30 protein-coding genes are annotated in these 26,212 nt (G+C 66.9%); 13 read left to right on the top strand and 17 right to left on the bottom strand.

All coding sequences use genetic code 11. From position 1 onward, the window contains the following. Positions 1-134: 134 nt before the first annotated feature. Together FBY33_RS10600 and FBY33_RS10595 are read left to right on the top strand one after the other, a co-directional pair. Complete coding sequence (locus tag FBY33_RS10600; protein ID WP_142030525.1) at positions 135-1,724, top strand: alkaline phosphatase D family protein; 1,590 nt, start codon at positions 135-137, stop codon at positions 1,722-1,724. 57 nt (positions 1,725-1,781) lie between these two features. Then, a complete protein-coding gene (locus FBY33_RS10595; protein ID WP_235010534.1) occupies positions 1,782-2,585 on the top strand; it encodes a hemerythrin domain-containing protein in 804 nt (267 codons plus the stop codon). Here the strand turns inward: FBY33_RS10595 and FBY33_RS10590 are convergent. Both FBY33_RS10590 and FBY33_RS10585 read right to left on the bottom strand, forming a co-directional pair. Next, complete coding sequence (locus tag FBY33_RS10590; protein WP_142030524.1) at positions 2,473-3,621, bottom strand: HoxN/HupN/NixA family nickel/cobalt transporter; 1,149 nt, start codon at positions 3,619-3,621, stop codon at positions 2,473-2,475. The two genes, FBY33_RS10595 and FBY33_RS10590, sit on opposite strands and share 113 nt — an antisense overlap. Before the next feature lie 92 nt (positions 3,622-3,713). Further along, positions 3,714-4,229: a cupin domain-containing protein gene (locus tag FBY33_RS10585; RefSeq protein WP_142030523.1), complete on the bottom strand. Its 516-nt coding sequence runs from the start codon at positions 4,227-4,229 to the stop codon at positions 3,714-3,716. 76 nt (positions 4,230-4,305) lie between these two features. On the opposite strand from FBY33_RS10585, the gene FBY33_RS10580 reads away from it, so the two are divergent. Continuing rightward, positions 4,306-4,920, top strand: coding sequence for a TetR/AcrR family transcriptional regulator (locus FBY33_RS10580; protein ID WP_142030522.1), 615 nt, complete (start codon positions 4,306-4,308; stop codon positions 4,918-4,920). A 100-nt stretch (positions 4,921-5,020) separates the two neighbouring features. Beyond that, positions 5,021-5,803 (top strand): GntR family transcriptional regulator, encoded by a 783-nt coding sequence (locus FBY33_RS10575; protein ID WP_142030521.1) that lies wholly within the window; start codon positions 5,021-5,023, stop codon positions 5,801-5,803. 12 nt (positions 5,804-5,815) lie between these two features. Here the strand turns inward: FBY33_RS10575 and FBY33_RS10570 are convergent, their stop codons facing one another. From FBY33_RS10570 to FBY33_RS10560, 3 genes are all read right to left on the bottom strand, one after another. Continuing rightward, the gene (locus FBY33_RS10570; protein WP_142030520.1) at positions 5,816-7,108 is read right to left on the bottom strand and encodes a S8 family serine peptidase; all 1,293 of its coding nucleotides are present in this window, start codon (positions 7,106-7,108) and stop codon (positions 5,816-5,818) included. Positions 7,109-7,169: 61 nt separating this feature from the next. Continuing rightward, on the bottom strand, positions 7,170-8,189 hold the full coding sequence (locus tag FBY33_RS10565; RefSeq protein ID WP_142030519.1) for a nucleoside hydrolase: 1,020 nt from the start codon (positions 8,187-8,189) through the stop codon (positions 7,170-7,172). A 25-nt stretch (positions 8,190-8,214) separates the two neighbouring features. Then, the gene (locus tag FBY33_RS10560) at positions 8,215-9,657 is read right to left on the bottom strand and encodes an MFS transporter (RefSeq protein ID WP_142030518.1); all 1,443 of its coding nucleotides are present in this window, start codon (positions 9,655-9,657) and stop codon (positions 8,215-8,217) included. A gap of 159 nt (positions 9,658-9,816) precedes the next feature. Here FBY33_RS10560 and FBY33_RS10555 point away from each other — a divergent pair, with 159 nt between their 5' ends. Both FBY33_RS10555 and FBY33_RS10550 read left to right on the top strand, forming a co-directional pair. Next, positions 9,817-10,683: a ribokinase gene (locus tag FBY33_RS10555; RefSeq protein ID WP_142030517.1), complete on the top strand. Its 867-nt coding sequence runs from the start codon at positions 9,817-9,819 to the stop codon at positions 10,681-10,683. Then, positions 10,680-11,174: a GNAT family N-acetyltransferase gene (locus tag FBY33_RS10550; RefSeq protein ID WP_142030516.1), complete on the top strand. Its 495-nt coding sequence runs from the start codon at positions 10,680-10,682 to the stop codon at positions 11,172-11,174. Before FBY33_RS10555 ends, FBY33_RS10550 begins: the two co-directional genes overlap by 4 nt. A 32-nt stretch (positions 11,175-11,206) precedes the next feature. Here the strand turns inward: FBY33_RS10550 and FBY33_RS10545 are convergent, their stop codons facing one another. The 3 genes from FBY33_RS10545 to FBY33_RS10530 form a co-directional block, all read right to left on the bottom strand. Next, on the bottom strand, positions 11,207-12,160 hold the full coding sequence (locus FBY33_RS10545; RefSeq protein WP_235010533.1) for a hypothetical protein: 954 nt from the start codon (positions 12,158-12,160) through the stop codon (positions 11,207-11,209). Positions 12,161-12,464: 304 nt separating this feature from the next. Next, positions 12,465-12,959, bottom strand: coding sequence for an SRPBCC family protein (locus FBY33_RS10535; protein WP_142030514.1), 495 nt, complete (start codon positions 12,957-12,959; stop codon positions 12,465-12,467). Between the two features lie 20 nt (positions 12,960-12,979). After that, positions 12,980-13,768: a DsbA family protein gene (locus FBY33_RS10530; protein WP_142030513.1), complete on the bottom strand. Its 789-nt coding sequence runs from the start codon at positions 13,766-13,768 to the stop codon at positions 12,980-12,982. A gap of 195 nt (positions 13,769-13,963) precedes the next feature. Between FBY33_RS10530 and FBY33_RS10525 the strand changes: the two genes are divergently transcribed. The 5 genes from FBY33_RS10525 (at position 13,964) to FBY33_RS10505 (ending at position 18,427) form a co-directional block, all read left to right on the top strand. Beyond that, positions 13,964-14,953: a 2-keto-3-deoxygluconate permease gene (locus tag FBY33_RS10525; protein WP_142030512.1), complete on the top strand. Its 990-nt coding sequence runs from the start codon at positions 13,964-13,966 to the stop codon at positions 14,951-14,953. After that, on the top strand, positions 14,950-16,152 hold the full coding sequence (locus tag FBY33_RS10520) for a four-carbon acid sugar kinase family protein (RefSeq protein ID WP_142030511.1): 1,203 nt from the start codon (positions 14,950-14,952) through the stop codon (positions 16,150-16,152). Before FBY33_RS10525 ends, FBY33_RS10520 begins: the two co-directional genes overlap by 4 nt. Beyond that, on the top strand, positions 16,152-17,156 hold the full coding sequence (gene pdxA, locus FBY33_RS10515; protein WP_142030510.1) for a 4-hydroxythreonine-4-phosphate dehydrogenase PdxA: 1,005 nt from the start codon (positions 16,152-16,154) through the stop codon (positions 17,154-17,156). The genes FBY33_RS10520 and pdxA overlap by 1 nt, the downstream gene beginning before the upstream one ends. 135 nt (positions 17,157-17,291) lie before the next feature. Further along, positions 17,292-18,065: a DeoR/GlpR family DNA-binding transcription regulator gene (locus FBY33_RS10510; protein ID WP_142030509.1), complete on the top strand. Its 774-nt coding sequence runs from the start codon at positions 17,292-17,294 to the stop codon at positions 18,063-18,065. Positions 18,066-18,124: 59 nt separating this feature from the next. Further along, entirely contained in the window at positions 18,125-18,427 is a 303-nt protein-coding gene (locus FBY33_RS10505) for a YciI-like protein (protein WP_142030508.1), read from the top strand. Positions 18,428-18,440: 13 nt separating this feature from the next. Here the strand turns inward: FBY33_RS10505 and FBY33_RS10500 are convergent, their stop codons facing one another. Genes FBY33_RS10500 through FBY33_RS10485 form a run of 4 tightly spaced genes read right to left on the bottom strand, consistent with a single transcriptional unit; the run spans position 18,441 to position 20,706 of the window. After that, on the bottom strand, positions 18,441-19,205 hold the full coding sequence (locus FBY33_RS10500) for an ABC transporter permease (protein ID WP_142030507.1): 765 nt from the start codon (positions 19,203-19,205) through the stop codon (positions 18,441-18,443). Beyond that, positions 19,202-19,975 carry an ABC transporter ATP-binding protein gene (locus tag FBY33_RS10495; protein ID WP_142030506.1) on the bottom strand — a complete coding sequence of 258 codons (774 nt, stop codon included), beginning with the start codon at positions 19,973-19,975 and terminating at the stop codon, positions 19,202-19,204. The genes FBY33_RS10500 and FBY33_RS10495 overlap by 4 nt, the downstream gene beginning before the upstream one ends. Positions 19,976-19,978: 3 nt before the next feature. Then, positions 19,979-20,353 carry a DUF1048 domain-containing protein gene (locus FBY33_RS10490; RefSeq protein ID WP_142030505.1) on the bottom strand — a complete coding sequence of 125 codons (375 nt, stop codon included), beginning with the start codon at positions 20,351-20,353 and terminating at the stop codon, positions 19,979-19,981. 2 nt (positions 20,354-20,355) lie between these two features. Further along, a complete protein-coding gene (locus FBY33_RS10485) occupies positions 20,356-20,706 on the bottom strand; it encodes a PadR family transcriptional regulator (RefSeq protein ID WP_142030504.1) in 351 nt (116 codons plus the stop codon). A gap of 250 nt (positions 20,707-20,956) precedes the next feature. On the opposite strand from FBY33_RS10485, the gene FBY33_RS20685 reads away from it, so the two are divergent. Together FBY33_RS20685 and FBY33_RS20680 are read left to right on the top strand one after the other, a co-directional pair. After that, positions 20,957-21,232 (top strand): hypothetical protein, encoded by a 276-nt coding sequence (locus FBY33_RS20685; RefSeq protein ID WP_235010532.1) that lies wholly within the window; start codon positions 20,957-20,959, stop codon positions 21,230-21,232. A gap of 30 nt (positions 21,233-21,262) precedes the next feature. Beyond that, positions 21,263-21,532, top strand: a complete 270-nt coding sequence (locus FBY33_RS20680; RefSeq protein ID WP_235010531.1) for an HNH endonuclease — start codon at positions 21,263-21,265, stop codon at positions 21,530-21,532. Between the two features lie 21 nt (positions 21,533-21,553). Here the strand turns inward: FBY33_RS20680 and FBY33_RS10475 are convergent, their stop codons facing one another. From FBY33_RS10475 to FBY33_RS10455, 5 genes are all read right to left on the bottom strand, one after another. Further along, positions 21,554-22,402, bottom strand: a complete 849-nt coding sequence (locus tag FBY33_RS10475) for a class I SAM-dependent methyltransferase (protein WP_142030503.1) — start codon at positions 22,400-22,402, stop codon at positions 21,554-21,556. A gap of 2 nt (positions 22,403-22,404) precedes the next feature. Further along, positions 22,405-23,718, bottom strand: a complete 1,314-nt coding sequence (locus FBY33_RS10470) for a beta-propeller fold lactonase family protein (RefSeq protein WP_142032768.1) — start codon at positions 23,716-23,718, stop codon at positions 22,405-22,407. Positions 23,719-24,134: 416 nt separating this feature from the next. Then, positions 24,135-24,917: an ABC transporter permease gene (locus FBY33_RS10465; RefSeq protein WP_142030502.1), complete on the bottom strand. Its 783-nt coding sequence runs from the start codon at positions 24,915-24,917 to the stop codon at positions 24,135-24,137. Then, on the bottom strand, positions 24,914-25,654 hold the full coding sequence (locus tag FBY33_RS10460; protein ID WP_200831358.1) for an ABC transporter ATP-binding protein: 741 nt from the start codon (positions 25,652-25,654) through the stop codon (positions 24,914-24,916). Before FBY33_RS10460 ends, FBY33_RS10465 begins: the two co-directional genes overlap by 4 nt. 52 nt (positions 25,655-25,706) lie before the next feature. After that, positions 25,707-26,153: an SRPBCC family protein gene (locus FBY33_RS10455; protein WP_142030501.1), complete on the bottom strand. Its 447-nt coding sequence runs from the start codon at positions 26,151-26,153 to the stop codon at positions 25,707-25,709. Between the last annotated feature and the right edge of the window lie 59 nt (positions 26,154-26,212).

The following is a 26,212-nucleotide window of genomic DNA, read 5'->3' as shown; positions in this document are numbered from 1 at the left end:
GGGCCAGAGGCCAAAGGCCTGCGCTGTGAAGCTGACGCACCTTCGGGCGCAATCGACAATCCTTGTCACGCCGTTAACCGGCCATTCACATCCCCCTCGGCACCTGTCCAACAGCCGGACCTAGCGTGGGCGTCATGGACAACATCTCCCGCAGGACCCTCATCTCCGCCGGCCTCGGAGCCGGCCTCGTCGCCGCACTGCCAGCTGCCGCCGTTGCCGTTTCCACTGCTGACGACGCCGGTCTCCGCACCGATCCCTTCATGCTCGGCATCGCGTCGGGCGAGCCGTGGCCGGACGGCTTCGTCCTCTGGACCCGCCTGGCCCTGAACCCGGTAGCGGAGGACGGACTGGGCGGCATGCCGTCGCGCCCGGTAGCCGTGCAGTGGGAGGTGGCCGAGGACGCCACCATGCGCACCGTAGTAGCCCGCGGCGTGGAGCATGCCCGGATTGAAACCGCGCACTCGGTGCACGTGGAGCTGCGCGGCCTGAGGCCCGGACGCGAGTACTTCTACCGGTTCCGCACTGGAAAGCATGTCAGCCCGGTGGGCCGCACGCTGACCAGCCCGGCGCCGCACGAGACGCCGGCCGCGCTGGCCATGGCGTTCGCCAGCTGCGCGCAGTACGAGCACGGCTACTTCACCGCCTACCGGCGCCTGGCGGAGGACCACCCGGACCTGGTGCTGCACCTGGGTGACTACCTCTACGAGTACAAGAAGGACAGCTACGTGATCGGCGGCGGCAACCCGCGCGACCACGAGGGCCCGGAGACCGTCACGCTGCAGACCTACCGGCAGCGGCACGCGCAGTACAAGGCCGACGCCGACCTGCAGGCCGCGCACGCGTCCGCACCCTGGGCGGTGGTCTGGGACGACCACGAGGTGGACAACAACTGGGCGGACGACGTCCCGGAGAACAACGACGCCGGGCAGCTGAACGACAGCGTGGAGCACTTCCGGCAGCGCCGGGCCGCCGCGTTCCAGGCGTACTACGAGAACATGCCGCTGCGCCCGTCGTCGCTGCCTGCCGGGCCGGACATGAAGATCTACCGGCGGATCCAGTGGGGCCAGCTGGCCAACTTCCACATGATGGATACGCGCCAGTACCGCGATGACCAGCTGGCCGGGGACGGCTGGAAGAAGAACGTGGCGGAGCGGCTCGCGGAGGACCGGACCATCACGGGCGCGGAGCAGGAGAAGTGGCTGCTGGACGGGTTCCGGAACTCCACCCAGCGGTGGGACATCCTGGGCCAGCAGGTCTTCTTCGCGGAGCGTGACCGGGACAAGGCCCCGGAGATCGACGACGTCTCCATGGACGGCTGGGACGGCTATGCGGCCTCCCGCCGCCGCATCACCCAGGGCTGGGTCGACGCGAAGGTGCGCAACGCCGTCGTCCTCACCGGGGATGTGCACCGGCACTGGGCCAACGACGTGAAGGTGGACTACAAGGACCCTGCCTCCCCCGTGGTGGGCTCGGAACTGGTGTGCACGTCCATCACCTCCACCGGCGACGGCACGGGATCCACCACGGACACCACCATGGCCTGGAACCCGCACCTGAAGTTCTACAACGACAACCGCGGCTATGTGAACACCCGGATCACCAGGGACGCGCTGACAGCCGACTTCCGGGTGCTGGACCACGTCACGACGCCGGGCGCACCGGTGGCCACGAAGGCTTCCTTCGAGATCCGCGACGGCGTGCCGGGGCTGCAGGCGCGGGCGTGATACTTCCGGGATGAAGGTCGACGGCGGGTCCCGCCGTCGACCTTTCTCCCGGCCATTGTGCGCCTCCGGGCCCGGGGCTACGATGCTGCCGGGGAGAGGTCCTTCGTCTCACTGCTCGACGACAGGGGCCAGGACATGACCGACTTCTTCACCATGCAGCCCGGTGAGACTGCCCCTCCCCTGCCGGCAGGGCCTATCCTGTGCGGCGGCACGGCTGGTATGCGGCGCATCCACCGCTTCTTCCTCTGGGCTTACGGGGAAGCGCCGGGACTGGTGCGTTCCGCCGCGGCGGGTGACACCGCGCGCGCCGCGTACGTGGGGGAAGTGCTGGGGAACTTCGACAAGGTGCTGCACATCCACCACGACGGCGAGGACCTGCTGATGTACCCGCAGCTGAAGGAACGGGCACCGGCTTGCGCCCTGCACATAGGGCAGATGCTCGAACAGCACCGGCAGGTCACCCTCAGGCTTGGGGCAATCGAACCGGTGCGGCTGCGCTGGATGCGGACGGCGGACGAAGAGTCGGCGGCCGATCTTGCCGCCCGCTACGAGGACCTGGCCCGGGTCCTCAACACGCATCTGCGCCGGGAGGTCACCGAGATGATGCCCGTCGCGGACCGGGTCATGTCCGAACAGGAAATGAAGGAAGCCGGACAGCACGGGATCCAGGAGCTCGACAAGAAATTCCTGGTGGGCTACCTCGGCATGGTGCTGGCCTCGAACCCGCCGGCGGACCGCAAGGAGCTGTTCAACGAGATCCCTCCCCCGGTCCGGCTCGCCTACCGGCTGGTGGGGCGGCGCATGTACCGGAAACAGTACGCAACGCTCTTCCCGGGACGCCCGATTCCCCAGACGCTGTAGAACCAGTGAGGGGCGCCCTGACCGCTGACCTCCGGCCGGGCAGCAGGCTGGCCCCGCGCCGCACCCTCGCGATGCAGACCGCGGCCAGCCAGGCGAGAACAAACACGCCAACCAAGGCATAGCCAACGCCCGCCAGATCAATGCTGCCGATGGCCCCCAACGCGCCGGAAGCTGCGCCCCTATCCGGTCTGACGACGGACAGCAGTTCCACTGTGCCGACGCCCAGGGCCACTGCGGCTGAGAACCCGGTCAGGACGAGGTTGTACAGCAGTCTCCGCCGCGGGTGCGAAAAGGCCCAGCCGTAGGCGGCATTCATGAACCATCCGTCCAGGCTGTCCAGCAGGCTCATCCCCGCGGCGAAGAGGACGGGCAACGTGAGGACGGCGTACCAGGGAAGCTCCACCGCTGCGGCTCCGCCCGCCACAACAAGCAGCGCCACCTCGGCGGCGGTATCGAATCCCAGGCCGAACAGGAGCCCCACCACATAGGTCTGCCAGGGCCGACTGATGCTCCGCATGACCGGCTGCAGCAAGCGGACCAGGAGGCTGGAGGCCACGGCGGGCACCCTTGCTTCAGGCTCGCCTCCCCCAAGGCGGCGGAAGCCTGAACCGGCGCGGATCAGCAGCACAAGATTGAGGAACGCCAGGAGATACAGGAACAATCCCGAGATAGTAGCGCCTACTGTTCCCAGAAGGTCGCGCCAACTGGAGGCGTCGTCGCCCAGTTGGCCTCCCAGGAGGCGGGCTCCCGCCGCCAGCAGCAGGCACAGGCCAAATACGATGCTGGAGTGGCCCAGCGAGAACCAGAAGCCGACGGAGACTGGCCGAAGGCCTTCACCCATGAGCTTGCGGGTGGTGCAGTCGATGGCGGCGATATGGTCCACGTCGAAGGCGTGGCGCATGCCGAGCAGGTAAGCACCTAATCCGATCCCCAGCCCGAAGGCTCCATTCGAGCCGAGCGTGAGGTTCTGCGGCACAACACCCAGTACCAGCACGCCCCAGCCCACGAGATGCAGCAGAAGTACGACGGCGGCCATGCCGGCCAACGGCGCCCCCGGCCTCCGGGCGGTTCCTGCAAACGGCAGCCGGCTTCGCTGAGGTGGAGCCTGGAGGCCCATGACGCTTCCCGTCAGCCCATTGGGGGCGTCAGCCCGTACCGGGCGATGATGCCGGGCAGCCAGGGCGCCTCGCCGAACTGGAGGCCATACCCGGCTGCCAGTTTGCCGATGGCCTCAGGATCCGGCGGTCCCCCGGCTTCCAGCTGGTCGGCCAGCCCCCAAAAGAAATGCTCGAATCCGGCCGGGCTGATTATTTCAATCATGCGTGCCGGCACTTTGCCCGCGTTCCACATGGTGTGCAGTTCGCCGCGCGGCTTGGTGATGTAGCCCCCGGCGCCCAGTACTGCCTCACGTTCACCGGAACGGAAGCCGATCTCGCCTTCCAGGATGATCGAATACTCATCCTCACGGCTGTGCATGTGCGGCGGAACCAGGGCTCCCACGGGAAACGGGTGTTCCACGATGGAGATCTGCTCATTGGTGTGTTCGCCGAACAGTTTGAAGACAACCCCGATGCTTCCGAGACTGCCCTGGCGTCCTTCCCCAGGCTGCACGACCGTAAGCCGTGGAGCCTCCTCAGCGCTCATGGCATTCATCCTTTCCAATTCGATATACAATGGTGTATATCGAATTATTCCGCCGACTGAGGACCAGTGTCAATAGTTGAGTGAACAGGGGCGTTCAACCAAAGCCCGCAAGTACCAGATGAACAAGCGTGCCGAGCAGGTGGACACAACGCGTCAGCGGATCGTGGACGCGGCAGTAGCCCTGCATGGATCAGTCGGTCCCGCCCGGACCACCATTTCCGGCGTTGCCGAACAGGCCGGCGTCACGCGCCTGACGGTCTACCGCCATTTCGCCGACGACGAGGCGCTGTTCTCCGCCTGCTCCTCGCATTGGCTTTCCCAACAGCAGCTGCCGGACCCTGCCACATGGTCCGAACTGACGGACCCCCTGGAACGGCTTCACGCCGGACTGACGGACCTGTACCGGTTCTATCGTGACGGCGAGCCTATGCTCAGGCGCATCTACGGGGATTGGGCCGCCCTTCCCGAGAGGCACCGCACGGACCTCCAAAAGCGCGATAGGTTCTTCCGCGACCAGCTCCTTGAGGCCTTCCCGGACCCAGGCAGCGCACGCCTGCGCGCCGTCGTAGCGCACGCGGTTTCGTTCTGGACCTGGCGTTCCCTCTGCCATGACAACGGGCTTTCAAATCCGGACGCTGTTCATGCCATGGCGGATTTGGCTGCGATGACGGCCGGCCTGCACCAGCCGTAGCACTTCCCGTGCCAGCCAGTACTCCTTGTCCAACAAACACATCAGACCCTGCATTAGGCTGGAATCCCCCGAGGCCTATTACAAACAAGCGAGGCATAACGTGCACCAGGACGCCGCCCGGTTCCTGTCCCAGCCGGTGGCCGCCCAGCCCGGCTCGCCATTGCGCGTCGCCGTGTACTCCCGGATCGCGGAGGCCATCCGCAACGGCCTCCTGACGCCCGGGTCCATGATCCCCACGGAGACCGAACTCGGCGCCGACATGAAGGTCAGCCGCACCGTGGTCCGCGAAGCCCTCATGCTCCTCGAGGAGGACGGACTCATCCGCGCGCGCCGCGGCGTGGGCCGGTTCGTCTCGGACACGCTCCCCCGCATCGGCATCGAACGGATCCGCCCCTTCGAAGAGGTCCTGGGCGGCCCCGGGCAGACGCTGGAGGTCAAGCGCACCCAGGTGGTGCGGCAGGCCGCCTCCGAGTTCGTCGCCCCTGGCATCGGCATCGACCCCGGCACGGACTGCTGGCTGTGGGAATCCGTCCTGATCCGCGACGGCGAGGCCATTGCGCACCTGCAGGAAAACGTCACCGCCCAGCCGGTCAGCATCGGCAAGGGTGCCGCCGCGCCGCTTGAGATTAACGACGACGGCGGCGCCACCTTGCTTGCCACCCTCAACAACCAGCTGGGCAGGCTGGCCGGGCCGGGCGAGTGCCAGATCAGCCTCAGCCAGGTGGGCCCCAGCCGCGCGAAGCTGCTGGACCTGCGCCCGTCGGACCCGGTCCTGGTGCTGACGCAGTTCGTCCGGCACGCCAACCGGCCGTTCTACCTGGCCAAGTGCCTGGTCTCGGCGCGCGCCGGGCACCTGTCGGTGATGCAGTCCCTGCAGTCCTAGGCGAAGGCCGCGTTACTTTGTGCAGCCCACCGCCCTGCAGGCGTCCACCCGGCCATGTGCCCAATAGCTGCCCGTGCCCTTGATCGGGTTGGCCGTAGATTCGATCTTTTTGCGAACGTCTATGTTGGACGTCCCGGCCGCTGTGCTCCACACAAGCGCGGCAGTCGCGGCGACGATCGGTGAAGCCATGGACGTCCCGGTCTCTATGTCATAGCCCGTGGACCGGCCGTTCTGGCCTCCCAGGGTGAACGGGTAGGTGGGGAAAGTCGAGTAAACGCCCACGCCCGGCGCGGCGACATCCACCCATTTTCCGTAGGTGGAGAACGATGCCTTCACATCATTGTTGTCCGTGGCGGCGACCGCGATGACGTTGGCGTACGCGCCCGGATAGACCTGGGCCTGCGTACCGCCGTTGCCGGCAGCGGCAACAATCACCACCCCCGCATTCCAGGCGTTGTTGACCGCGGCTTCGAGGGTCCGTGAGGAAACGCGCAGCCCGAGGCTCATGTTGATCACCTTCGCGCCCCTCTCAACGGCCCAGTTGATGCCGTTGGCAATGCCGGAGCTGGAGCCGGACCCGCTGTCGTTGAGTACCTTGGCGTCCAGGATGGTGCAGTCCGGGCACACACCGGCAACGCCAATGGCGTTGTCCCGGGCGGCGGCAACGATGCCGGCCACGTGGGTGCCGTGGCCGTACCTGTCGTAGTCCTCATCCACAACGATGGTTTTGCCGCTGAAGTTGGCCCGTTCAACAACCTTCGACGAGATGTCCGGGTGGTTGATGGCGACGCCGGAATCGATGATGGCAACCCGTGTCCGGTCGCCGGTGGTCACGGTCCAGGCTTCGACGGCGTCCACGTCAGCGTTATCAGTGCCCGCGGCCACGGTTTTGGTGCCGGCCGTGTTCGTAAAGTCCTGGCCCACGTTTTGCAGGGCGTATTGGCGGGGGAAGTACTCGTCATTTGAGGTAGCCGTGACGAGTTCATCCGGTTCGGCGTACTCCACCGCCGGACTGTGGCTCAACGCCTCAATGAGTTGGAGCTCCTTGCCGGCCGGCACCGTGATCAGGTGCGCGCCGGTGCTGCCGATGGCCGGGCCATCGTTGAGGCCGTGCCGGCCGAGGACACCCGAGGCCGCGGCGTTGTCATGGAACTTGACCATGATCTGTCCGGGTACGGGAGACGAAGATGCGGGCGAGGAAGGAGCGGGCGAGGAAGGAGCGGCAGCGTTGCCTGGCACAGCGGCCGTGACGGCGCCGAGTGCCATCACGACCGCTGCGAGACCTGCCAGAACTGTTCTTTTCATTCCGTTATCTTCCGCCCCATGCGTAACACCTGCATAGGGCCCAACGGCAGGTATCCGCAAGTCACGCGGGCGAACCTGCTGAGGCGAGTGCCGGCGTCGTGCCTTCCGTGGAACCGGCGCCTTCAAAGAAGGCGAGCAGCGTCTCCACCAGGTGCGGGGCGAAGTCCTCTTCCAGCGAGAGCACCACCCGGCAGCGGGCGCCCTTCACGGGCGGGTAGCCCGCATAGAGTCCGCGCATGTCGCAGACGGTCTGGCCGCGGCCCAGCCCGTCGGAGGTGTCGACGGCGGCCCGCACCACGGGTGCCAGAGCCGGTGTCACGGCACCCACGGCGAGCGCCGCCGCCAGGGGGTCGTGCATGGCGGAGCAGGGCCGGCCGTAGATGCCCTCGTAGAAGCGGAAGTAGTAGCCCAGCATCTCCCCCAGCACCTGCGCTACAGGCGAAGAAGAGGCCAGCAACGCCTGCCGGTGGCCCTCCTCCAGCACCGACGCCATGGTCACGTCCAGCGGCACCAGGGTCACGTCCCAGTCCGCTGCCAGCACCAGGGCGGCGGCCTCGGGGTCGTTGTGGATGTTGGCCTCCGCCACCGGCGTGATGTTTCCCGGCGCCAGCGCGGCCCCGCCCATCACGGTGACGGTGTCCACCAGCGACGGCAGTGCCGGTTCCAGCCGCAAGGCCTCGGCGAGGTTGGTCAGCGGCCCGATGGCCACCACGCGCAGCGTCCCCCGGTAGAGCCGGGCCAGCCGCACCAGCATCTCCGCCGCGGACTCCCCCGCCAGAGATGCGGCGGCAGGGGCCAACGCAACCTCCCCGATCCCGTTTTCCCCGTGCACCCACGGCGCCCCGCCGCCAAACGAACCGGCCACCGGATGGTGCGCCCCCAGCGCCACAGGGATGTGCGCGGAGCCGGCCAGTTCCAGCAGGTCCAGGGTGTTGCGGGCCCCGACGGCGGCACTGACATTGCCGCTGACGGTCCCGATGCCCTTCACGCAGGCAAAAGGAGAGGCCAGCAGGTAGGCCAGGGCGAGGGCGTCGTCGATCCCTGTATCGCAGTCCAGGTAGATCGGGAAGGGCGTGGTCATGGTGGTTCTCCTACAGTAAAAGGGGTTAGAGGGTCTCGCCCTTGGGGGCGGCGACGAAGAGGCTGACGATGAACGCGGCGGCCGTGATGCCCACGGAGATCCAGAGGGCGGTGGCGTACCCGGCCGCGGTGGCCTGGGCGGCGAAAGGTGCCACGAGGACGACGCCGAGGCTCGCCCCGATGCCGAACGAGGCACCGTTGATGCCGGGCAGGGCGGCCGGGGCTTCCTTGGGTGAGAGCAGCACCGAGAGGCCGTTGATGGCGGTGAGGAACAGGCCGTTGTAGAAGATGCCCAGGGCCGCGACGGCGATCAGTACCGCAAGCTGGCTGGTGGAGAACATGGCGGCGGCGATGGCGCAGGCCAGACTCATGCCGGTGCCGATGCGGAGCGTCTTGATCCAGCCGCGCCGGTCGGCCAGCCAACCGGCCAGCGGTGCCGCGAAGACGCCGATCAGCGCGGCGGGGGTGAGGAACAGCAGCGCCGAGACGGAGGCGGAAAGGCCGAAGCCGCCGTCGTGGTCCTGGCTGAGCAGCACCACGGTGAAGTTGATGATGGCAAAGATGCCGGCGAGGGTGAGGACAGTGGTGGTGATGACCGGCCACACCTGGCGGGAGCGGAGGTGGTGCACGGCGATGAGCGGGTGGCTGCGCCGCTTCTCGATCAACCAGAACGCGGTGAAGGAGGCGATGGTGCCGGCCAGCAGTGCCAGGGCGGTGGGCGAGGTCCAGCCGGCAGCGGACCCGTCGGAGACGAAGTAGGTGATGAACACCAGGAACAGCGAGAGGGAGCCGGCGCCCCACCAGTCCATGGCGCCGCGGACCCCCTGCGGGCGTCCGGCCGGCACGGTGCGGAGGATGCAGGCTGCGGCAATCACGGTCAGGACCAGGACGACGACGAAGATGGACCGGAAGCCCAGGGTCTCGGCCAGGAGCCCGCCCACCCAGCCGTCCACTCCCCCGATGCCGCCGTTGATGGCGGCGATGATGCCCACGGAGGTGCCGAACACCTTGGCCTGCAGGTTCTCGCTGAGGACGATGTAGGCGAGCGCGAAGACGGCGCTGGAGACGCCCTGCAGGAACCGGCCGGCGATGAGCAGTTCCAGCGTGGGTGCGGTGATGCAGATGATGGTGCCGGCGCCCATGATGCCCAGGACCAGCAGCAGCGCGGCGCGGCGGCCAATGAAGTCGCTCCACCGGCCGATCACGGGGCCGGCAATGGCGCCGGCCAGGAAGAACATGGACTGGACGGGGGCGGTGCTTTCGGCGCCGCGGCCGAAGTCGGCGGCGATCTGCGGCAGGGCCGGGGTGACCATGCTCGCGTTGAGCTGGAAGGACAACACGCCCAGCAGCAGCGTGGAGATCAGTAGGGCGGCGCGGCGGCCGGAGAGCTTGGCGGCGTCGTCAGGGAGGACGACGGCGGCAGCGGCCTGGGCGGGAGGTGCGGCCGAGGCGGGGGTTGGGGCGTTCACATCAAACTCCTTTGTTCGAACGGGGTGGGAGCGAATCCCGGTCTTAGGAGCGGCGATTCGAGTTGTTATACAACCATGTATGACTCACAAGTACAACCGTGCGCTACACTATTTTTCAATCCGGCCGCTTCCGGCCCTCCCCCTTCAGAGAGTCTTCCCATGAGCAATCGACTTCCTGCCGTCACCGTGGTCGGCAGCATCAACCTGGACCTGATCGCCACCGCAGGGCGGCTTCCCACGGCCGGCGAAACCATTGGCGGGGCCCTGCTGTCCCGGCAGCCGGGCGGGAAAGGCGCGAACCAGGCGGCGGCCGCGGCGCGGCTGGGCGGCCGTGTCCGAATGATCGGAGCGGTGGGCGACGACGCACACGGCCAGGGCATGCTGGACGCGCTGGCTTCGGCCGGTGTGGATACCGCCGACGTTGCTGTCCTGCCGGCGGCCACCGGGACGGCCCTGATCGTGGTGGATGCCGAGGGCGAGAACCAGATTGTGGTGTGCCCGGGCGCCAACTCCCACCTCTCGCTCGACGGCGTGGAGCTCGGCCCGGACGAGACCGTGCTGTGCCAGCTGGAGGTCGGGCTACCCGTGGTGCTGGAGGCCGCCCGGAAGGCGAAGGGCTTCTTTGTGCTGAACGCCGCGCCGGCCATGGATCTGCCGACGGAACTGCTTGAGCGCTGCGACCTGGTGATCGTGAACGAGAGCGAGTACGCGCTGATCCCGGCCCTGGCCTCGGCCAAGTTGGTGGCGGTGACCTACGGAGGCGAGGGCTCCGCCATCTTTGAGCATGGCCGGAAGGTGGCGGAGGCGCCCGCGCCGGCCGTCAACGTGGTGAACACCATCGGCGCCGGGGATGCGTTCTGCGCGGCCCTGGTCCTGGCCCTGCGGACGGGGATGGACCTCCCGTCGGCGCTTGCTGTTGCCAACGCGGTGGGTGCCGCTGCCGTCGGCGATCCTTCCTCCCAGCCCGATTTGGCACGCCTGGGCCACTACGTGGAGCGGACTGCCCCGGCCCTGGACGCCCGGTGAGCGTGGCACTGCGGCGGGCGGCGCCGTCGGACTTTCCCGAGGTCCGGCGCATCACCCGCGACGCGTACCTGCGCGCCGGGCACTTCGCCGCCGACCATCCCTACATGGGCGTGCTGGCGGACGTGGAGCACCGCGCCGCCCATGCGCAGTTGTGGGTGGCGGAGGCCGCCGGGAAGGTGGTGGCGGCGGTGACGCTGACGTTCGCCGGGCAGCCGTACAGCGAGATCGCGCAGGACGGGGAGATGGAGTTCCGGATGCTGGCGGTGGATCCGCGGCACCAGGGCGGCGGGGTGGGCCGGGCCGTGGTCCGCGGGATCGTGGAGCACGCCCGCCAGTTGCCGGGCATCGGGGCGATCAGCATCACCAGCGCCACGTTCATGGAGCGGGCGCACGCGCTGTACCGGTCGCTGGGATTCCGCCGCGCGCCGGAGCGGGACTGGTACGTGCCGGGCGAGGATGTGCTGCTGTGGGTGTTCCGGCTGGAGCTTTGAGGGCCTACTGACTGGTCGTTTACGCGCGGGCCCTATGGCGCGGAGCGTTTGCCCGAGTCAGTGTTGGACCCGGTGGTGGGCACGAAGTTCCAGTCGAAGGACCCGTCGCCGTGCAGTGTCAGCCGGAGGAAGCCGCGGGTGTCGCTGAACCGCTTGGCGATGTACTTCGGCTTGCTGGTGAACGGGCGCAGATCGATGCCTCCGGTGGAAACCTGGAACGCCGTCATCCCGTCATCGACGCACTTGTCCGCGTTGTTTACCGGGCAGGACCGTTCGTAGTTGTGCTGCGACCCGGACAGGGTCAGCCGGACCCGGTACTTCCACATCACGTCGATCCACGGCTTCTGGTAATCAGCGCGCCCATGCTCCTCGGTATCGGAGGTGAAGTACGGCTCGTGGTAGACCACCGCCAGGTTCTTGCCCGCCTTTTGGGCGGCGGCAAGGTCCTTGTCCAGCCACTTGGTGGCATCCGAAGCCTTCTTTTCGTCGTACCGCCACAACGCGGACGACAGGAACGCGAAGTGCCAGTTCCCGAAGTCCTTGGAGTACGGCTCCCCGTTCGGGATGAAGCCGCGCTCCTGGTTGATGGCAGCTTTCTCCGTGGACCCTTTGCATTGGCCGTTCATGAACTTCGCCAGGTCTTCGTTGCGGCCGGGCTCCCAGTCGTGGTTGGGCCCGGACACCCAGTACAGCTTGGGCATGGTGCCGCCCCACAACTTGGTCCACGTGTTCACGTAGCCGTCGCAGTAGCCGGTCTCGTACTGGAAGTCCCCCAGCCCCAGGAACGCGTCAATCTCGTTGTCCTCCACGAGTTTGGCGATCACCGTGGCGTTCCTGCCGGCCGGGGTTTCGGGGTCAACGTTGTCGGCGGGGTTCATGTCGCCCACTGCGGCGATATGGACTTCAGGAGCGGGAGGCGGCTCCGGCGGTTTTGGCGTGCAGGCCGTGGCAAGGAGCACCAGCAAGGCAGCGGAAACTGCGGCCACGCGCCGGAAGGGTTTTTCACCAGGGAGTGCCGGCCGCATCCCATTTCCCCTTTCAGCAGCAGAACCGCAGGTCGGCGTACGTGGAACAGTCACGCACGCCGGCACCTTGATCCTCCTAACGGGCCGGACCGGCTGTCAAGGGCGGGACGCTGTGAATCCTGAAGAAGGGGGGATTGGGGGTGGGGCCGGAAGTGACGGTGGCGGGCACCAGGGCAGCAACACTCTCGAGCGGGTGAAGCACGGCGAAACCATCGACATTGCGAACACAGCTGAAGTAACGGCCACCCTCATCCCGCCTGCGGCATCACCCTTTGCGGGTCTGCTCTTGTCCCTCAGCGATCCGCTTGATCGCGGCGAGCGTTTTCGGAATGCCGTCCAGCGCCTGCCGGGTGCGGTCGGCGATCTGCGCATCAGCCTCAGCACCGTACTTCTCCCCGAACATCGATATCCCGTCCGGCAGGAATTCCCAGGACTCGCTGAGGATGGTGCCTGAGTCTGACGGCGTGAGGGTGAAGCCCCAGCGGACAAACTTGCCGCCCACCACCCAGGCGAACTCGCGGCCGCGCTCGGCCGCCACCACCTGGGATCGGGTTTCCCAGGTCCGGTGCGGGAGCTCGTTGCGCCCGGTGAACCAGGCGCCGACTTGGCCGGCGGTGTCCTCGTCGTCCCACCAACACGATGTACACACCGGACTCCACTCACCGGTCCGGGTGATGTCGGAGACCAAGTCGTAGAGCGTCTCGGCCGGTGCTTCGACCGTGACGGATTCCTGGTGTTGGCGGATGCTGCCCTGGTTCATGGGTCCATCCTTACAGACGGTCACTTCTTCTGCCGCCGGCTGCCACCGTGCCAGTCCTCCTGCTGACCCACCGCACCGGAGGTGACCCCGAGGGCAGGCAGTTGCGGCCGCTCACGCAGGCTTCGCTTGAGCTCCGCGAAACCAGGGAACCGCGCCAGCCCCACCACGTGGTCCCACAGCTCTCCGGCCTCCTGTTCGTCCGGCAGCCGGCTGATCACCGGCCCGAAGAAGGCCACTCCGGCCGGCGGCTCGAAGTGGATGATGGGCGTGCCTACGTCCTTTCCCGTCAGCGCCAGCGCCTCATCCGTCTCCTGCCGGATCTCACGGTCCCGGGAGTCGTCGTCGAGGGCGTCCGCCAGCGCCAGGGGCAGCCCGGCCTGGGCGAGGATCGGTTCCACGAATTCACGGGTCCCCCGCCGCTCACGCACCTCGCCCTCGGTGCGCGGCTCTGCAGGGTCCGGGGCTGCTTCGAAGATGTAGGTCCCGAACGCCTCGTACAACCTGGCGATCGACTCGCGGCCGTGCTCCGCCCGTGCCCGCGCCGCGACCCGCAGAAGCCGGAGCCCTGCGGTGTGTCCGGCCTCGTACTCCGGCGGGAATTGCGCGTCGTAGTCCACGTTGGCATTGATCTGGCGCAACGAAATGAACCGCCAGTCCACGGTGTACTCGCGCCGCGCCTGCACCTGGCGGACCCATTTGCTGGTCATCCAGGCGAACGGGCAGACGGGGTCGAAATAGAAGTTGATGTCGGCATCTACCCATCCACCTTTACACCGGGGCCGTGACGCGCGTCTATTCGGACGGCCCACGACGTAGCGGCTTCCTCTGCGGGTCCGGTCTGCGGGATTCGACGGACGACGGCGGGAGGGCGGCTTTCCTAACAATGCCACCTGCGCGTTTCACGCAAAGCCACTTGCGCTAAATGCGCACTCCCAGATATGATCTACATCATGCTTCGAGCCAAGCGCTCGGCCCCTCTCCCCCAACAACAATGAGGTTGCAACATGTCTGTCCCCATCAAGGCCACCATGGAAAAAGTTCCCGGCGGCATGATGCTGATCCCCCTGCTCATCGGCGCCATCCTTGGCACCTTCGCACCGGATTCCGCAAAATTCTTCGGCTCCTTTACCGGCGCGCTCTTCACCGGCGGCACCACGATCCTTGCGGTGTTCTACGTCTGCATGGGCGCCAGCATTGATATCAAGGCCACCCCGTACATCCTGAAAAAGGGTGGCGTCCTCTTCGGCAGCAAGGTTCTGTTCGCCATCATCATCGGCGTCATCGCCGGCAGGTTCATGGGCGAACTTCCCATCGACGGCGGGATCCTCTCGGGACTTTCCGTCCTGGCTATTTTGGCGGCGCTGAATGACACCAACGGCGGCATGTACATGGCCCTCATGGGCCAGTACGGCAAGCCCAAGGACGTGGCGGCCTACTCCGTCATGACGCTGGAATCCGGCCCCTTCCTGACCATGGTGACCCTCGGCGTCGCCGGTTTGTCCGCCTTCCCGTGGCAGGCCCTGGTGGGCGCCATCATCCCCCTGCTCCTCGGTGCCATCCTCGGAGCCCTGGATCCGGCCATGCGCAAGTTCCTCTCCTCCGCAGCCCCCGTCCTGATCCCGTTCTTCGCCCTCGCCCTTGGCTTCGGCCTGAACCTGGGACAGGTAGTCAACGCAGGCCTGCTCGGAGTGGCGCTCGGCCTGTTCGTGCTGATCGCCGGCGGCGCCGTGCTCTTCTTCGCAGACAAGCTGACCGGAGGCTCCGGCATTGCCGGCCTTGCCGCAGCCACCACCGCCGGCAACGCAGCCACCGTTCCCATGCTGGTGGCCGCAGCCAACCCGGCATATGCTCCCGCGGCCGGTCCAGCCACCGTGCTGGTTGCCGCCTCCGTGGTGGTCACCGCCATCGGCTGCCCCCTCATGGTCGCTTGGTACGCTAGGCGCCTGAAAGCCAAGCAGACCGTGCAAACTCCTGAGGTGTCCCGAGCAGTATGAACACCACCGCAGCCATGCGCTGGGCGATCATCGCCGACGACCTGACGGGAGCGGCGGATGCGGCCGCAGCATACGGGCCCACGCACAGCAGTTCCGTCGTCCTCGACGTCCGCAGCACGTGGCCCGACGCCCAGATCCTGTCGATCAACACCGAGAGCCGCTACCTGGCGCCGGCGGAAGCAGCCACGGCGGTGACGACGGCGGTAGACCAGTCTCTGCGTCAGCACCGGCGGGTCTTCAAGAAGATTGATTCGCTGCTGCGAGGCAACGTGGGCGTGGAAGTCGCGGCAATCTTGGCGCGGCTGACGCAGGGCCGCGGCAAGGGCCTGGCGGTGGTGGCTCCGGCGTTCCCGGGCACGGGACGGACCACCCTCGGCGGCATCGTCCACGTCAACGGCGTCCCCCACACGGCAGGAAATTACGACGGCGGCGTCGCGGCGGCACTTGCCGCCGGCGGCCTCACCGCTGAAGTGGCGGAAACCAGCGGACGCACGCCGGACGAACTGGCGGCGCACCTGCGGGACGTGCAGGACCGCGGGATTGACGCCGTCGTACTGGACGCCGTCTCCGATGCTGACCTCACGGCCATCGCCGCCGCTGCGGACCTGCTGGACTTTCCGGTGCTCCTGGTCGGTTCCGGCGGCCTGGCAGGGCACATCGCGCCCCGCCAAGAAGCTGCAGCTGCGCGGAATGCGCAAGTGCGGCCCGTCAGCCGGACCCTGACCGTGATCGGCAGCTACTCCGGCCTCGCGCGGCAGCAGACCGATGCGCTGGTGGCGGCCGGCGCCGAACACATCACCCTGGACCACGCCACCCTCGACGGCACGGCCGTTCCGGACCTGGTTGTCCAGGCGATGGCGCGGACGGACGTCGTGCTGACGCCGGACCCCATGGGCGCCGTGGACAAGTCCCAGGCACTCGTTGTGGCAGAGGCTTTGGCCCGGGCCACCGCTGCGGGCATCGGGCACTGCGACGCCCTGGTCCTCACCGGCGGGGAAACGGCGACCGCTGTCCTGAAAGCCCTCGGCGCAGGCAGCTTCACGGTCCTCGGGGAGATTGAGCCCGGCGTCGTGATGAGCCTGCTGCCCGAGCCACTCCCCCTGCTGGTCACCAAGGCCGGCGCGTTCGGAGACGCCGGAACGCTGGCCCGGACCACACGATTTCTTACTGGAACCACGACTGAAATGAGTATCAAATAATGGGACGCCCGATTGTTGCCATCACTATGGGCGATGCGGCCGGCATTGGCCCGGAAATCATCGTCAAGGCCCTTGCCGACGCGGAGCTCCGGTCGAAGGCGCGCATGCTGGTCATCGGCGATCTTCGCCGGCTGCAGCTCGCCGCGGACGTCGTCGCCAGTCCGCTGACCCTGCGTAAGGTCGCCGAACCGTCGGAGGCCCTGTTCGACGAGGGCACCATCGACGTGCTGGACATCGACTGCATCCCGGAGGACCTCGCGTGGGGCGAGCTCTCCGCCGCAGCCGGACACGGCTCCTACCTCTTTATCGAAAAGGCCGTCCAGCTGGCCATGGACCGCCAGGTGGACGCCATCTGCACCGGGCCGCTGAACAAGGCAGCCCTGCACGCAGCCGGCCACAAGTTCCCGGGCCACACGGAGCTCCTGGCCGAACTGACCGGCACCGAGGAAGTCTCCATGATGCTGACCGCGCCCAAGATGCGCGTCATCCACGTCACCACCCACATCGGCCTTATCGATGCGATCGCCAAGATCAACGGGGACTTGGTGTACCGGACCATCAAGCGCGGCTATGAATTGCTGCGCGCCTCCGGTATCGAGAACCCCCGGATCGCCGTGTGCGCCATCAACCCGCACGCGGGCGAGAACGGCCTGTTCGGCTACGGCGAGGAAGCGGAGAAGATCCAGCCGGGCATCGAAAAGGCCCAGGCGGACGGCATCGACGCCTTCGGCCCGCTCCCGGCGGACACCCTGTTCTTCCTGGCCGGCCGCGGCGACTTCGACCTGGTGGTGGCCCAATACCACGACCAGGGCCACGGCCCGGTGAAGGTCCTGGGCCTGGAGAACGGCGTGAACATCACCGTGGGCCTGCCCGTGGTGCGCACGTCCGTGGACCACGGCACCGCATTCGACATCGCCGGCAAGAACATCGCGGACCACGAGTCGCTGCTGGAGGCGCTGCGGCAGGCAGTGGACCTGGCGCCGGCCCGCGACGAGACTGCCTAGTCAATCCGGACGGGGCGGCCGGTCAGCGTAGGATTGCTGACCGGCCGTTTTGCTGGTGCCTGGCGGCGGGACTTGCCGGCTCGGAACTAGCATGGGTACCACTGCCACCGCCATGCCCACGGAAGGAGACCGGGAATGCTGAGCGCAAACGCGCGGCGCGAGGAGATCTACCACCTCGCCGTGACCACCGGCCTGGCCTCCGTGGAGGAGCTCTCCGCCCGGTTCGAGGTGACCGCGTCCACCATCCGCCGGGACCTGGCTTTGCTGAACGGGCAGGGCCGGCTGGCCCGCACCTACGGCGGGGCCATGGCCCTGGGCGCGCACCCCGAGGCGTCGCTGCGGCAGCGCACCGGGGAGGCATTCGAGCAGAAGCACGCTATCGCGCGCTGGGCGGCGTCGGTGATCCGGCCCGGGGAGAACATCCTGCTCGACGCCGGTTCCACCGTGGGTGCCCTCGCGCATGAACTGCGCGGGTTTGAGAAGCTGTCCGTGACCACGCCGGGCATCAACACCATGCAGGAACTTGCCGATTCGGACGGCATCGAGGTGGACTGCCTGGGCGGCCGGCTGCGCAGCCTGTCGCAGAGCTTCGTGGGGCCACTGGCCGAGGCGGCGTTGGAGCGGATGAGCTTTGACCGTGTGTTTCTGGGCGCCGACGCCGTCACCGCCGAGGACGGCATCTGCGAAGCCGACCACGCCCAGACCCGTCTCAAGGAGCTCATGGCCCGCCGCGGGCGTTCAGTTTACGTTTTGGCCGACTCGTCGAAGCTCGGCCTGCGGCCGTTCCACGCCTGGGCCCGACTCGCGTTGCCCTGGACCCTGGTGACGGACGACGGCGCGGACCCGGCCCAGGTGCAGAAGTTCCGGGACGCGGGGGTTCAGGTTGAGGTGGCTGCGGTTTCCGGCTGAGTCCCGGTGGGTACGCTGCTCCTACAACGATCGAATCCCTGAACGATATGGAGACACCCATGCACGCCGTGCTCGAATACACCTACGCAGACAACTACCTTGAAAGTCGCGAACAATACCGCCCAGACCACCTCCGCGCAGGGTGGGAGGCAGTCGAACGCGGCGAGCTTCTCCTGGGCGGGGCTGTCGGGGAAGGCCCCTTCAAGGGGTTGCTGATCTTCACCGGCGAGAACGCGCTCGAGGCCGCAAAAACTTTTGCCGCCGCAGATCCCTACGTCATCAACGGCGTTGTGACATCCTGGGCTGCCAGCCCCTGGACAACGGTGCTGGGAAATGACGCAGCCGCACCCGTCCGCCCCTGAGTCGCACGAAACGTCAGCTGATTTTGCGGCGGTAGATGGCAATGGCGAAGGCGTACCCGAGGACGAGGATGCCAAGCAGCCAGGCCAGGGCCGTCCAGATGTCGCCGCCGACCGGTTGCTGCGTGAACAGGGCCCGCATGGTGTTCACGATGGAGGTGACGGGCTGGTTCCGGGCGAACCAGGCGACCGGGCCGGGCATCGAGTCGGTGGGGACGAAGGCCGAGCTGATGAAGGGCAGGAAGATGAGCGGGTAGCTGAACGCGCTGGCCCCGTCCACGGTCTTCGCGGAGAGCCCGGCGATCACGGCGATCCAGGTGAGCGCGAGAGTGAACAGGATCAGGAGCCCCGCAACCCCCAGCCACGCTGCCACTGACGCTCCGGTACGAAACCCCATGATCAGCGCGACGCCGGTGACCACCACCACGGAGACTATGTTCGCGGCCAGGCTGGTGAGCACATGCGCCCAGAGCACGCTGGACCTCGCGATCGGCATGGACTGGAAGCGCTCCAAGATGCCGCCCTGCAGGTCCAGGAACAACCTGTACGCGGTGTAGGCGATGCCGGACGCAATCGTGATGAGCAGGATCCCGGGGAGCATGTAGTTGACGTAGGACTCGCCGGATCCGGTGTTAATTGCGCCGCCGAGCACGTATACGAACAGCATCATCAGTGCGATCGGGGTGACCGCAGTGGTGATGATCGTGTCGGGGCTGCGGAGGATGTGGCGAAGCGAGCGGACAGTCAGTACGCCGGTGTCGCCGAGTGCATGGGTGGTCATCGGGATTCCTTTCCGACAAGGGCCAGGAACACGTCCTCAAGGGAGGGTTGTTTCTCGATGTACTCGACCTTGGCCGGCGGGAGGAGTTGCTTGAGTTCGGCGAGGGTGCCGTTCTGGATGATCGTGCCCTGATGGAGGATCGCGATCCGGTCGGCGAGCTGCTCCGCCTCGTCGAGGTACTGCGTGGTCAGCAGGACCGTCGTTCCGCTGTTGGCAAGTTGTTTGACGGTCTGCCACACCTCGATGCGAGCCTGCGGGTCCAGCCCGGTGGTTGGTTCATCCAGGAAGATGACCGGGGGTTTGCCGATCAGGCTCATGGCGATGTCCAGCCTGCGGCGCATGCCGCCCGAGTACGTTGAAGCCCTGCGGTCCCCTGCCCCGGTGAGCGAGAAGCGGGCGAGCAGGCCCTCGGCGATCGTAGCCGGGTCTTTCAGGTGGCGGAGTTTCGCGATCAGCACCAGGTTCTCCCGGCCGGTAAGCACTTCATCGACGGCTGCGAACTGGCCGGTGAGGCTGATCGATTCACGCACTTCACTGGGGTTGGCGGTGACGTCGTAACCGTGCACCGCTGCGGTGCCGGCATCGGGTTTCAGCAGTGTTGAAAGGATCCTCACCAAGGTGGTCTTGCCTGCGCCGTTTGAGCCAAGCAGCGCGAAGATACTCCCCGCGGCGACCTCGAAATCGACCCCTTTGAGGACCTGCACGTCCTTGAACGATTTCTCGATGCCCTGCACCCGAATTGCGGGGTCGAGGGCCTGGCCGGGGGCCATGGGTCAGCTCCCTTTCCTGCTGTCACCGGCCGCTGCTTCGAAGGCCTGGCGCAGACGCTCGCGTTCCTTATCGATCCACTGCTTGCCGGAGTAAGCCTGCGCGAAAGTCTCCGCGAACTCCACCGGATCTTCGCCGGCGATCGCCCGCACCGGCGTCCCATCGATGGCCGCGCGCTCCCACAGGTCGGCAAGGTCGCCGAACATTGTGGTCAGCGTGCCGCCGTCAGTGACGCCGCCGTAGTAGATGACGTACCGGTGCATTGCCATTGCGGCCGTTGCGTACGGTTCGGGGAGGGCCTCGATGCGGGCCTTGTCCTCCTTGTACTGCTTCTTCTGCTCAAGCGAGCCGGTGAGTGACTCGATCCATTTTGCAGCCATGGTCAGACTCCTTCTTCCTGCGGGGTTTGTGTCTTGTGGTGAAGCTTCTCGATCCGTTCCGCAAGGAAACTCCACGTCCTCCAGAACTCTTCGAGGTACTCACGGCCCAGTGCATTCAGCGAATACACCTTCCGCGGCGGACCCTTCTCCGACGGGACCTTCTCGACGTCGACCAGGCCGCGCTGCTCGATCCTGACCAGCAGGGCGTAAACGGTTCCCTCCACGATGTCGGCGAAGCCCTGGTCGCGCAGCCGGGCCGTAATCTCATAGCCGTACGCCGGCCGCACGGCCAGGATGGCAAGAACAACGCCCTCGAGCGTGCCCTTAAGCATCTCTGTCATCTGCTTACCCATGGCGATACCTCCCCAGCTATTCGGTGATACTGACTACCGGTACATAGTAAGCACGAGTACCGGTAGATAGCAATACTGAATAGCTGGTGGTGAGGAGAGGTTCTGAGCCCGGCTACGCTCGGCCAATCGTTGGCTTCGGAACCTGACCAAAACTGAGCTAAACCTGGGACAGTGGGCTGCGGCCGCCTTATACGATCTCCCTGGACATCCGGGACCGAGGGCTTCCGGCGCAAGGTAATTGGGGGAATCGATGACCGAACTCGGCCGCATTTATTGGACGCGACAAGGCCTTCGCCTGGCCTACGCGACGGTGTTGGTTTGGCTGGCTGCCGCGGTGATGTACGCCCTGACAGCGAAGGTAACACCGGCCGGCGGAGCGGGGCCATCCGCGGCCGCCGGGGTGTTGCGCAACCTGTTCGATGGCGTCGTCGCCGCGGTGACGCTCCCCGGTCTCGCCGCCGTCGTGCTGGGCGTTATCGGTGCTGTCATCAGCAGCCGGGATGTCCGGCGCCGGGATCCGGTGTGACGTTTCACCCGCCAGCAGCGCCGCGAAGGGATGGCCCGCGCCGGCGGCTTGTGCGAGCTGGAGGCGGGCTTCGGGCGGCGCTGTGGCCGCCCGGCCGAGCACGGAGACCACTTCTACCCGTGGTCCAAAGGCGGTTCCACCAGTTTGCAGAACTTCGTCGCTGCCTGCGCCAGGTGCAACCGCGCCAAGCGTGCCAGGATCCCGTCTCCCGGCCAGCAGCAGCGGATGGAACGACGACGGCGTGACTACCTGCCGCCGTCGTCCTCCTTCAGCGTGGGCGAACGGCAGCCGCTGCCCTGAGACACATTTGCCGGGTTCGGGTTACCGGCCGTTCTCCCCAGCCTTCGACAGCGTAAATATCCCGTAGCGCATGGCACCGGTGCGGTAGGCCAGGATCAGGCGGGGAATAGTCAGAATGGCGCCGCGATTGCGTGTTCCAAATGCAAGGCGGCGTGTCTCCGGATCGACGAGCATGGCCTTCACGAGCCGGACGGCGCAGATCGGCCATGTGCGGGCCACTCGGCGGCTGACATCCTCATAGCCAGTGACCGTAAAGCCCGCCGCCGTTGCCATGGCCTCATACTCCTCGCGCGTGCCCATCGAGGGCAGGCGCCCTTCGCGGCAGATCGGCTCGAGCAGGTGGCGGACCTTCCAGCCGCTGGCATCGGTCCCGGCCAGCCACGCGCAGATGACGAAGCGGCCGCCAGGAGCCAGCACGCGGTGCGCCTCGGCGAAGAACCTGGGCTTATCCACCATGTGTTCGCTCGACTCAATCGCCCACGCCGCATCGGCCGATGCTTCCGCCAGCCCGTTATCGAGCCAGTCGCGGACCTGGATGTCCACGCCCGGTACGGGATGCGCGGCGGCGTAGCGGGCCTGCTCGGCGGACAGCGTGAAGCCGGTGACACGGACCCCGCGCGTGACCGCGAGCCGCCTTGCGGTGGAGCCGTAGCCGCAGCCGATATCGACGCACGCCTGCCCGGGCATCAGGCCCAGCCTGTCGCCGACCGTGTCCACCAGCGCTTCAACGGCCTCGCCGGGTGTCTCGCGGCCCGTCTCCCACAGCCCGTGATGGACATGCTCGCCCCACACCCGCCGGTAGATGGGATCGAGCTCGTCGTAGTGATCCGCCACCGCCACGGCGTTCTGGGATATATAGGTGACAATCACGCTCAGCGAGCCTTCGCCTTGGTCACGGTGACCGTGATGCGGTCCGTGACCGCGTGGGGGCTGACCCCGTTGGTGGCGGTCACCCTGAACGTGAATTTGCCGGCCTTGGTGGGGGTGCCGGACAGGACTCCTGTGGCGGTGTCCAGGCTGAGGCCTGCAGGCAGTGCACCGGAGGACACATGGAACGTCGGGGAGGGGGAACCTGTAGCGGCAAACGTGTAGGTGTAGACGGCCCGCGTGTTCGCCTTGGTGGGCGGTGTGGCCGCTGTGAACACCAGCGGTGCCGCGTCCACGGTGATGACCGATACCGTGTTGGAAAAGGTGTTGACGACGTAGACCGCCGACCCGTCCGGGGAGACCGCAACACCGGTCGGAGGCGTCCCGACCGGGATGGTGGAGGTCACGGCGCCCGACGCCACATTGATGACCGACACCGTGTCGGCACCGGAGTTGGTGACGTACGCTGTTGACCCGTCCGGGGCGATCGCCACGCTGTCCGGGGCCCACCCGACCGGGATGGTGGAGGTTACAGCACCGGATGCCACATCGATCACCGACGCCGTGTCGCCCTCGTTGTTGGCGACGTAGGCTCTCGACCCGTCCGGGGTGAACGCAACGCCGGTCGGAGACGACCCGACCGGGATCGTGGAGGTCCACGCGCCCGAGGCGACATCGATGACCGACACCATGTTGGAATCCTGCCCGTTGGTGACATAGGCCGTCGAGCCGTCCGGCGCGAACGCAACGGCGTTCGGAAGCGGCCCCACCGGGATCGTGGAAGTCACCGTGCCCGACGCCACGTCGACGACCGACACTGTGCCAGAACCGCTGCCGCCGCTGGTGACGTAGGCGACCGACCCGTTCGGGGCGAATGCGACGGCGATCGGGCCCGCTCCGACCTGAATCGAGGAGGTCACCGTGCCCGACGCGACGTCGATGACCGACACTGTGTCGGAACCCGGGCTGGCTACGTAGGCAATCAACCCATCCGGGGCGAATGCAACACCGTGCGGACCCGCCCCGACCGGGATCGTGGACGCCACCGTGCCCGAGGCTACGTCGATGACCGACACCGTGTTGGACTCCCAGTTGGTGACGTAGGCTTTCGACCCGTCCGGGGTGAACGCAACGTTCCTGGGGCTTGAACCGACCGGGATGGTGGAGGTCACTGCGGCTGCAGCGTTTGCAGGGACAGGGCCCACCAGCACGAGGGCCGCAAGGATCGTACCGAGGATGCCCCCACGCCGGTAGCGAAGGCGGGCAGCTGACGAACGTGGACCTTGGTAGTGCCGGGATCCTGTATTGAGTAGCTGCATCACGTTTCCCCCTGCTTGAAGAGCGAATTCTGTTGTGGAGCGCGCGGACTTGGGACGCCACCCTCTGAAGGCTGGCCGAAAATACGGCGTGAGCGGAGTCTATAAAACAGGTAAAACCATGGTCACCGTAGGCCCGTACCTGTCTTTTGGACCGGTACTACCTGTTGTAAAGTGCGGCGAGACTGGCGAGCACGAGTTTCTTCATGGGGGCAATCTTCCGCAGACGAGGCCGGGCTAGGTAGGGGGAAATATCCCGTGCTATTTTTCCGGTTACCCGGGCAGTGGCCAGCAGGCAGGGTAGGCAGCACGACGGCGGCACGGGCGTCCCGCCGTCGTCCTTCCTTCGATGCCGGGCGCCTGCCCGCCACGCCCTACGGGTGCACCAGCACCTTCACCGCCGAGCCGGGACAGGCCTATCAGCCGGAGCTGATCTGCATGTTCTTCCACCATTGGGCGGTGATGGCAATGCCGAGCGCGGAGACCGGGACGCAGAGGAATAGCTGCAGCGGGCTGACCGTTTCGGCGGCCGCCGCGCCGCCCATGCCCATCCACAGCCCGGGCGCTGCGTAGGGAAACCAGGCTCCGGCTCCGAACGCCGTCACCACCTGGGTGATGACCACCAGCAGAACCAGCGCGCCGACGCCGGGAAGATAGCCGCGGGCGACGCTGGCCACGACGGCGAGAGGACAAGCCAGCAGGGCTGCCAGGGCGCCGGCACACCATGCCTTGCCCGCGACTGCCAGATCCTCCGGACCGGGCACGCCCAGACCGATGAGGGCGCCGGCCAGAAAGGCAACCGCCAGGCTGACCAGGCACAGCAGCAGGGCCCAGAGAAGGATCACCGTAAACTTCGCGGAGGCAAGCCGCAGCCGGCTGACCGGCAGGGCAAACAGGCAGGCCTCGGTTTTTTCGGTGAACTCGCGCCCGAAACACCAACAGACCACGAATCCGATGCCCATCAGCGCCCCGACGGACAGAAGCATTCCCACCATCGCCAGGTACCCGGCCCAGCCGGTGGCGGTCAGCATGGCTGCGGCTTTGAGGCCGATCTGGCTGGACCCGTCGGAGGTCGCGGCGACCATGAAGGCGGCTGCGAGCACCGGCAGGGCGACGCCGATCAGGACTGACACCGTCCCTACCACCGGCGCCCGTCGGAATTTCAAGGCCTCGAATTCCACGGTCGGCCCGGAGGCGCTCATGGCTGCTCCTGTTCTTGGATGTCGGACTGCAGCACCAGGTCAAAGAACCGGCGTTCAAGGTCCACGGTCCCGGGCTGCAGGGTACCGATGATTCTTCCCTGGTGGAGCACGCTGATCCTGTCGGCCATCCGTGCGACTTCATCAAGGTGGTGGCTGGAGACCAGGATGGCGGCGCCCCTGTCCCGGGCTGCCTGCTGGAGCAGCCGGCGGAGAACGATGACCCCGCGGGGGTCCAGCGCGTTGGTGGGCTCGTCCAGGACCAGGACGTCCGGTCCATGGACCAAGGCGGCGGCCAGGCCTACACGCTGCCGGTTTCCCAGCGACAGCGTCCCGGCACGCCGGGACGCATATTGTTCCAGCCCCAGATCCGACAATGCCCGTTCCGTGGCGGAGCTGGCGGCGGCACGGTCCATGCCGTGCAGCCGGGCGGAGGAATAGACGTTCTCCCGGGCGGTCAGCTCGGGGTAGGCGAACGGGGTCTCCAGCATCTGGCCGAGCCGCGACCATACCTGTGTCCCCGCACCGGAGACCGGGAACCCCGTCAGGTGAGCCGAGCCCCGGTCCGGTGTGAGCATGCCCAGCAGGATCCGCATCAGCGTCGTCTTTCCGGCACCGTTCAGCCCGACCAGGGCGTGGATTTCCGACGGCGCCACGTCCAGGGTCACGTCCTGCAGGACGGGGACTCCGCCCAGGGCCTTCGTGACCCGCTCCGCTTTAATGGCCGCCGGCGTCTTCACCGGGCTCCCGTCGCCGTCCGGCGCGACGCGCCCATGAGGGCCAGGGCCGCACTCATCGGCTCTGCTCGAGAACCCTTTTCAGGTTCTGAAGATTCTTCGGGATCTGCCTACGGGCCGCGAACCGGGCGATGCCGGGGATGAAGAACCGGCCTAAGCCGCGGCCTTCAAAGTCCATATCGATGGTGACCCGCGACCCGGCGCCATCCCGTAGGGGTTCGATGGTTCCGTGGGCATGAGCTGTGAGTGGGCCGCCGACGCCCTCGACCGTCCAGGTGCGCGGCGGATGGTACCGGCTGATCACTTCGGTCCTCGCGAACCGTCTTGGGCCAACTTTCCGGGTGACGGCAGCCCGCGCACCAGGTCCGGCCGGAGAATCACCGATGGGGCTTGCAGTGACTGCACCGACCTGCCATTCGGGGAACCTGGCAAAGTCGGTCGCGTAGGAGAACACGTCCTCAGGCCGGCGGGCTACCTCAATGCTCTGACGGATCGGTTTCATTGTTCTTCCTTGAACGGTTCGATCGTGCCCCTACAGCAATTTTATCGCCGCGAGATGCA

It is taken from the genome of Arthrobacter sp. SLBN-112 (assembly GCF_006715225.1).
Taxonomy (GTDB): domain Bacteria; phylum Actinomycetota; class Actinomycetes; order Actinomycetales; family Micrococcaceae; genus Arthrobacter.
This window is presented reverse-complemented; position numbering and strand designations above follow the sequence as displayed.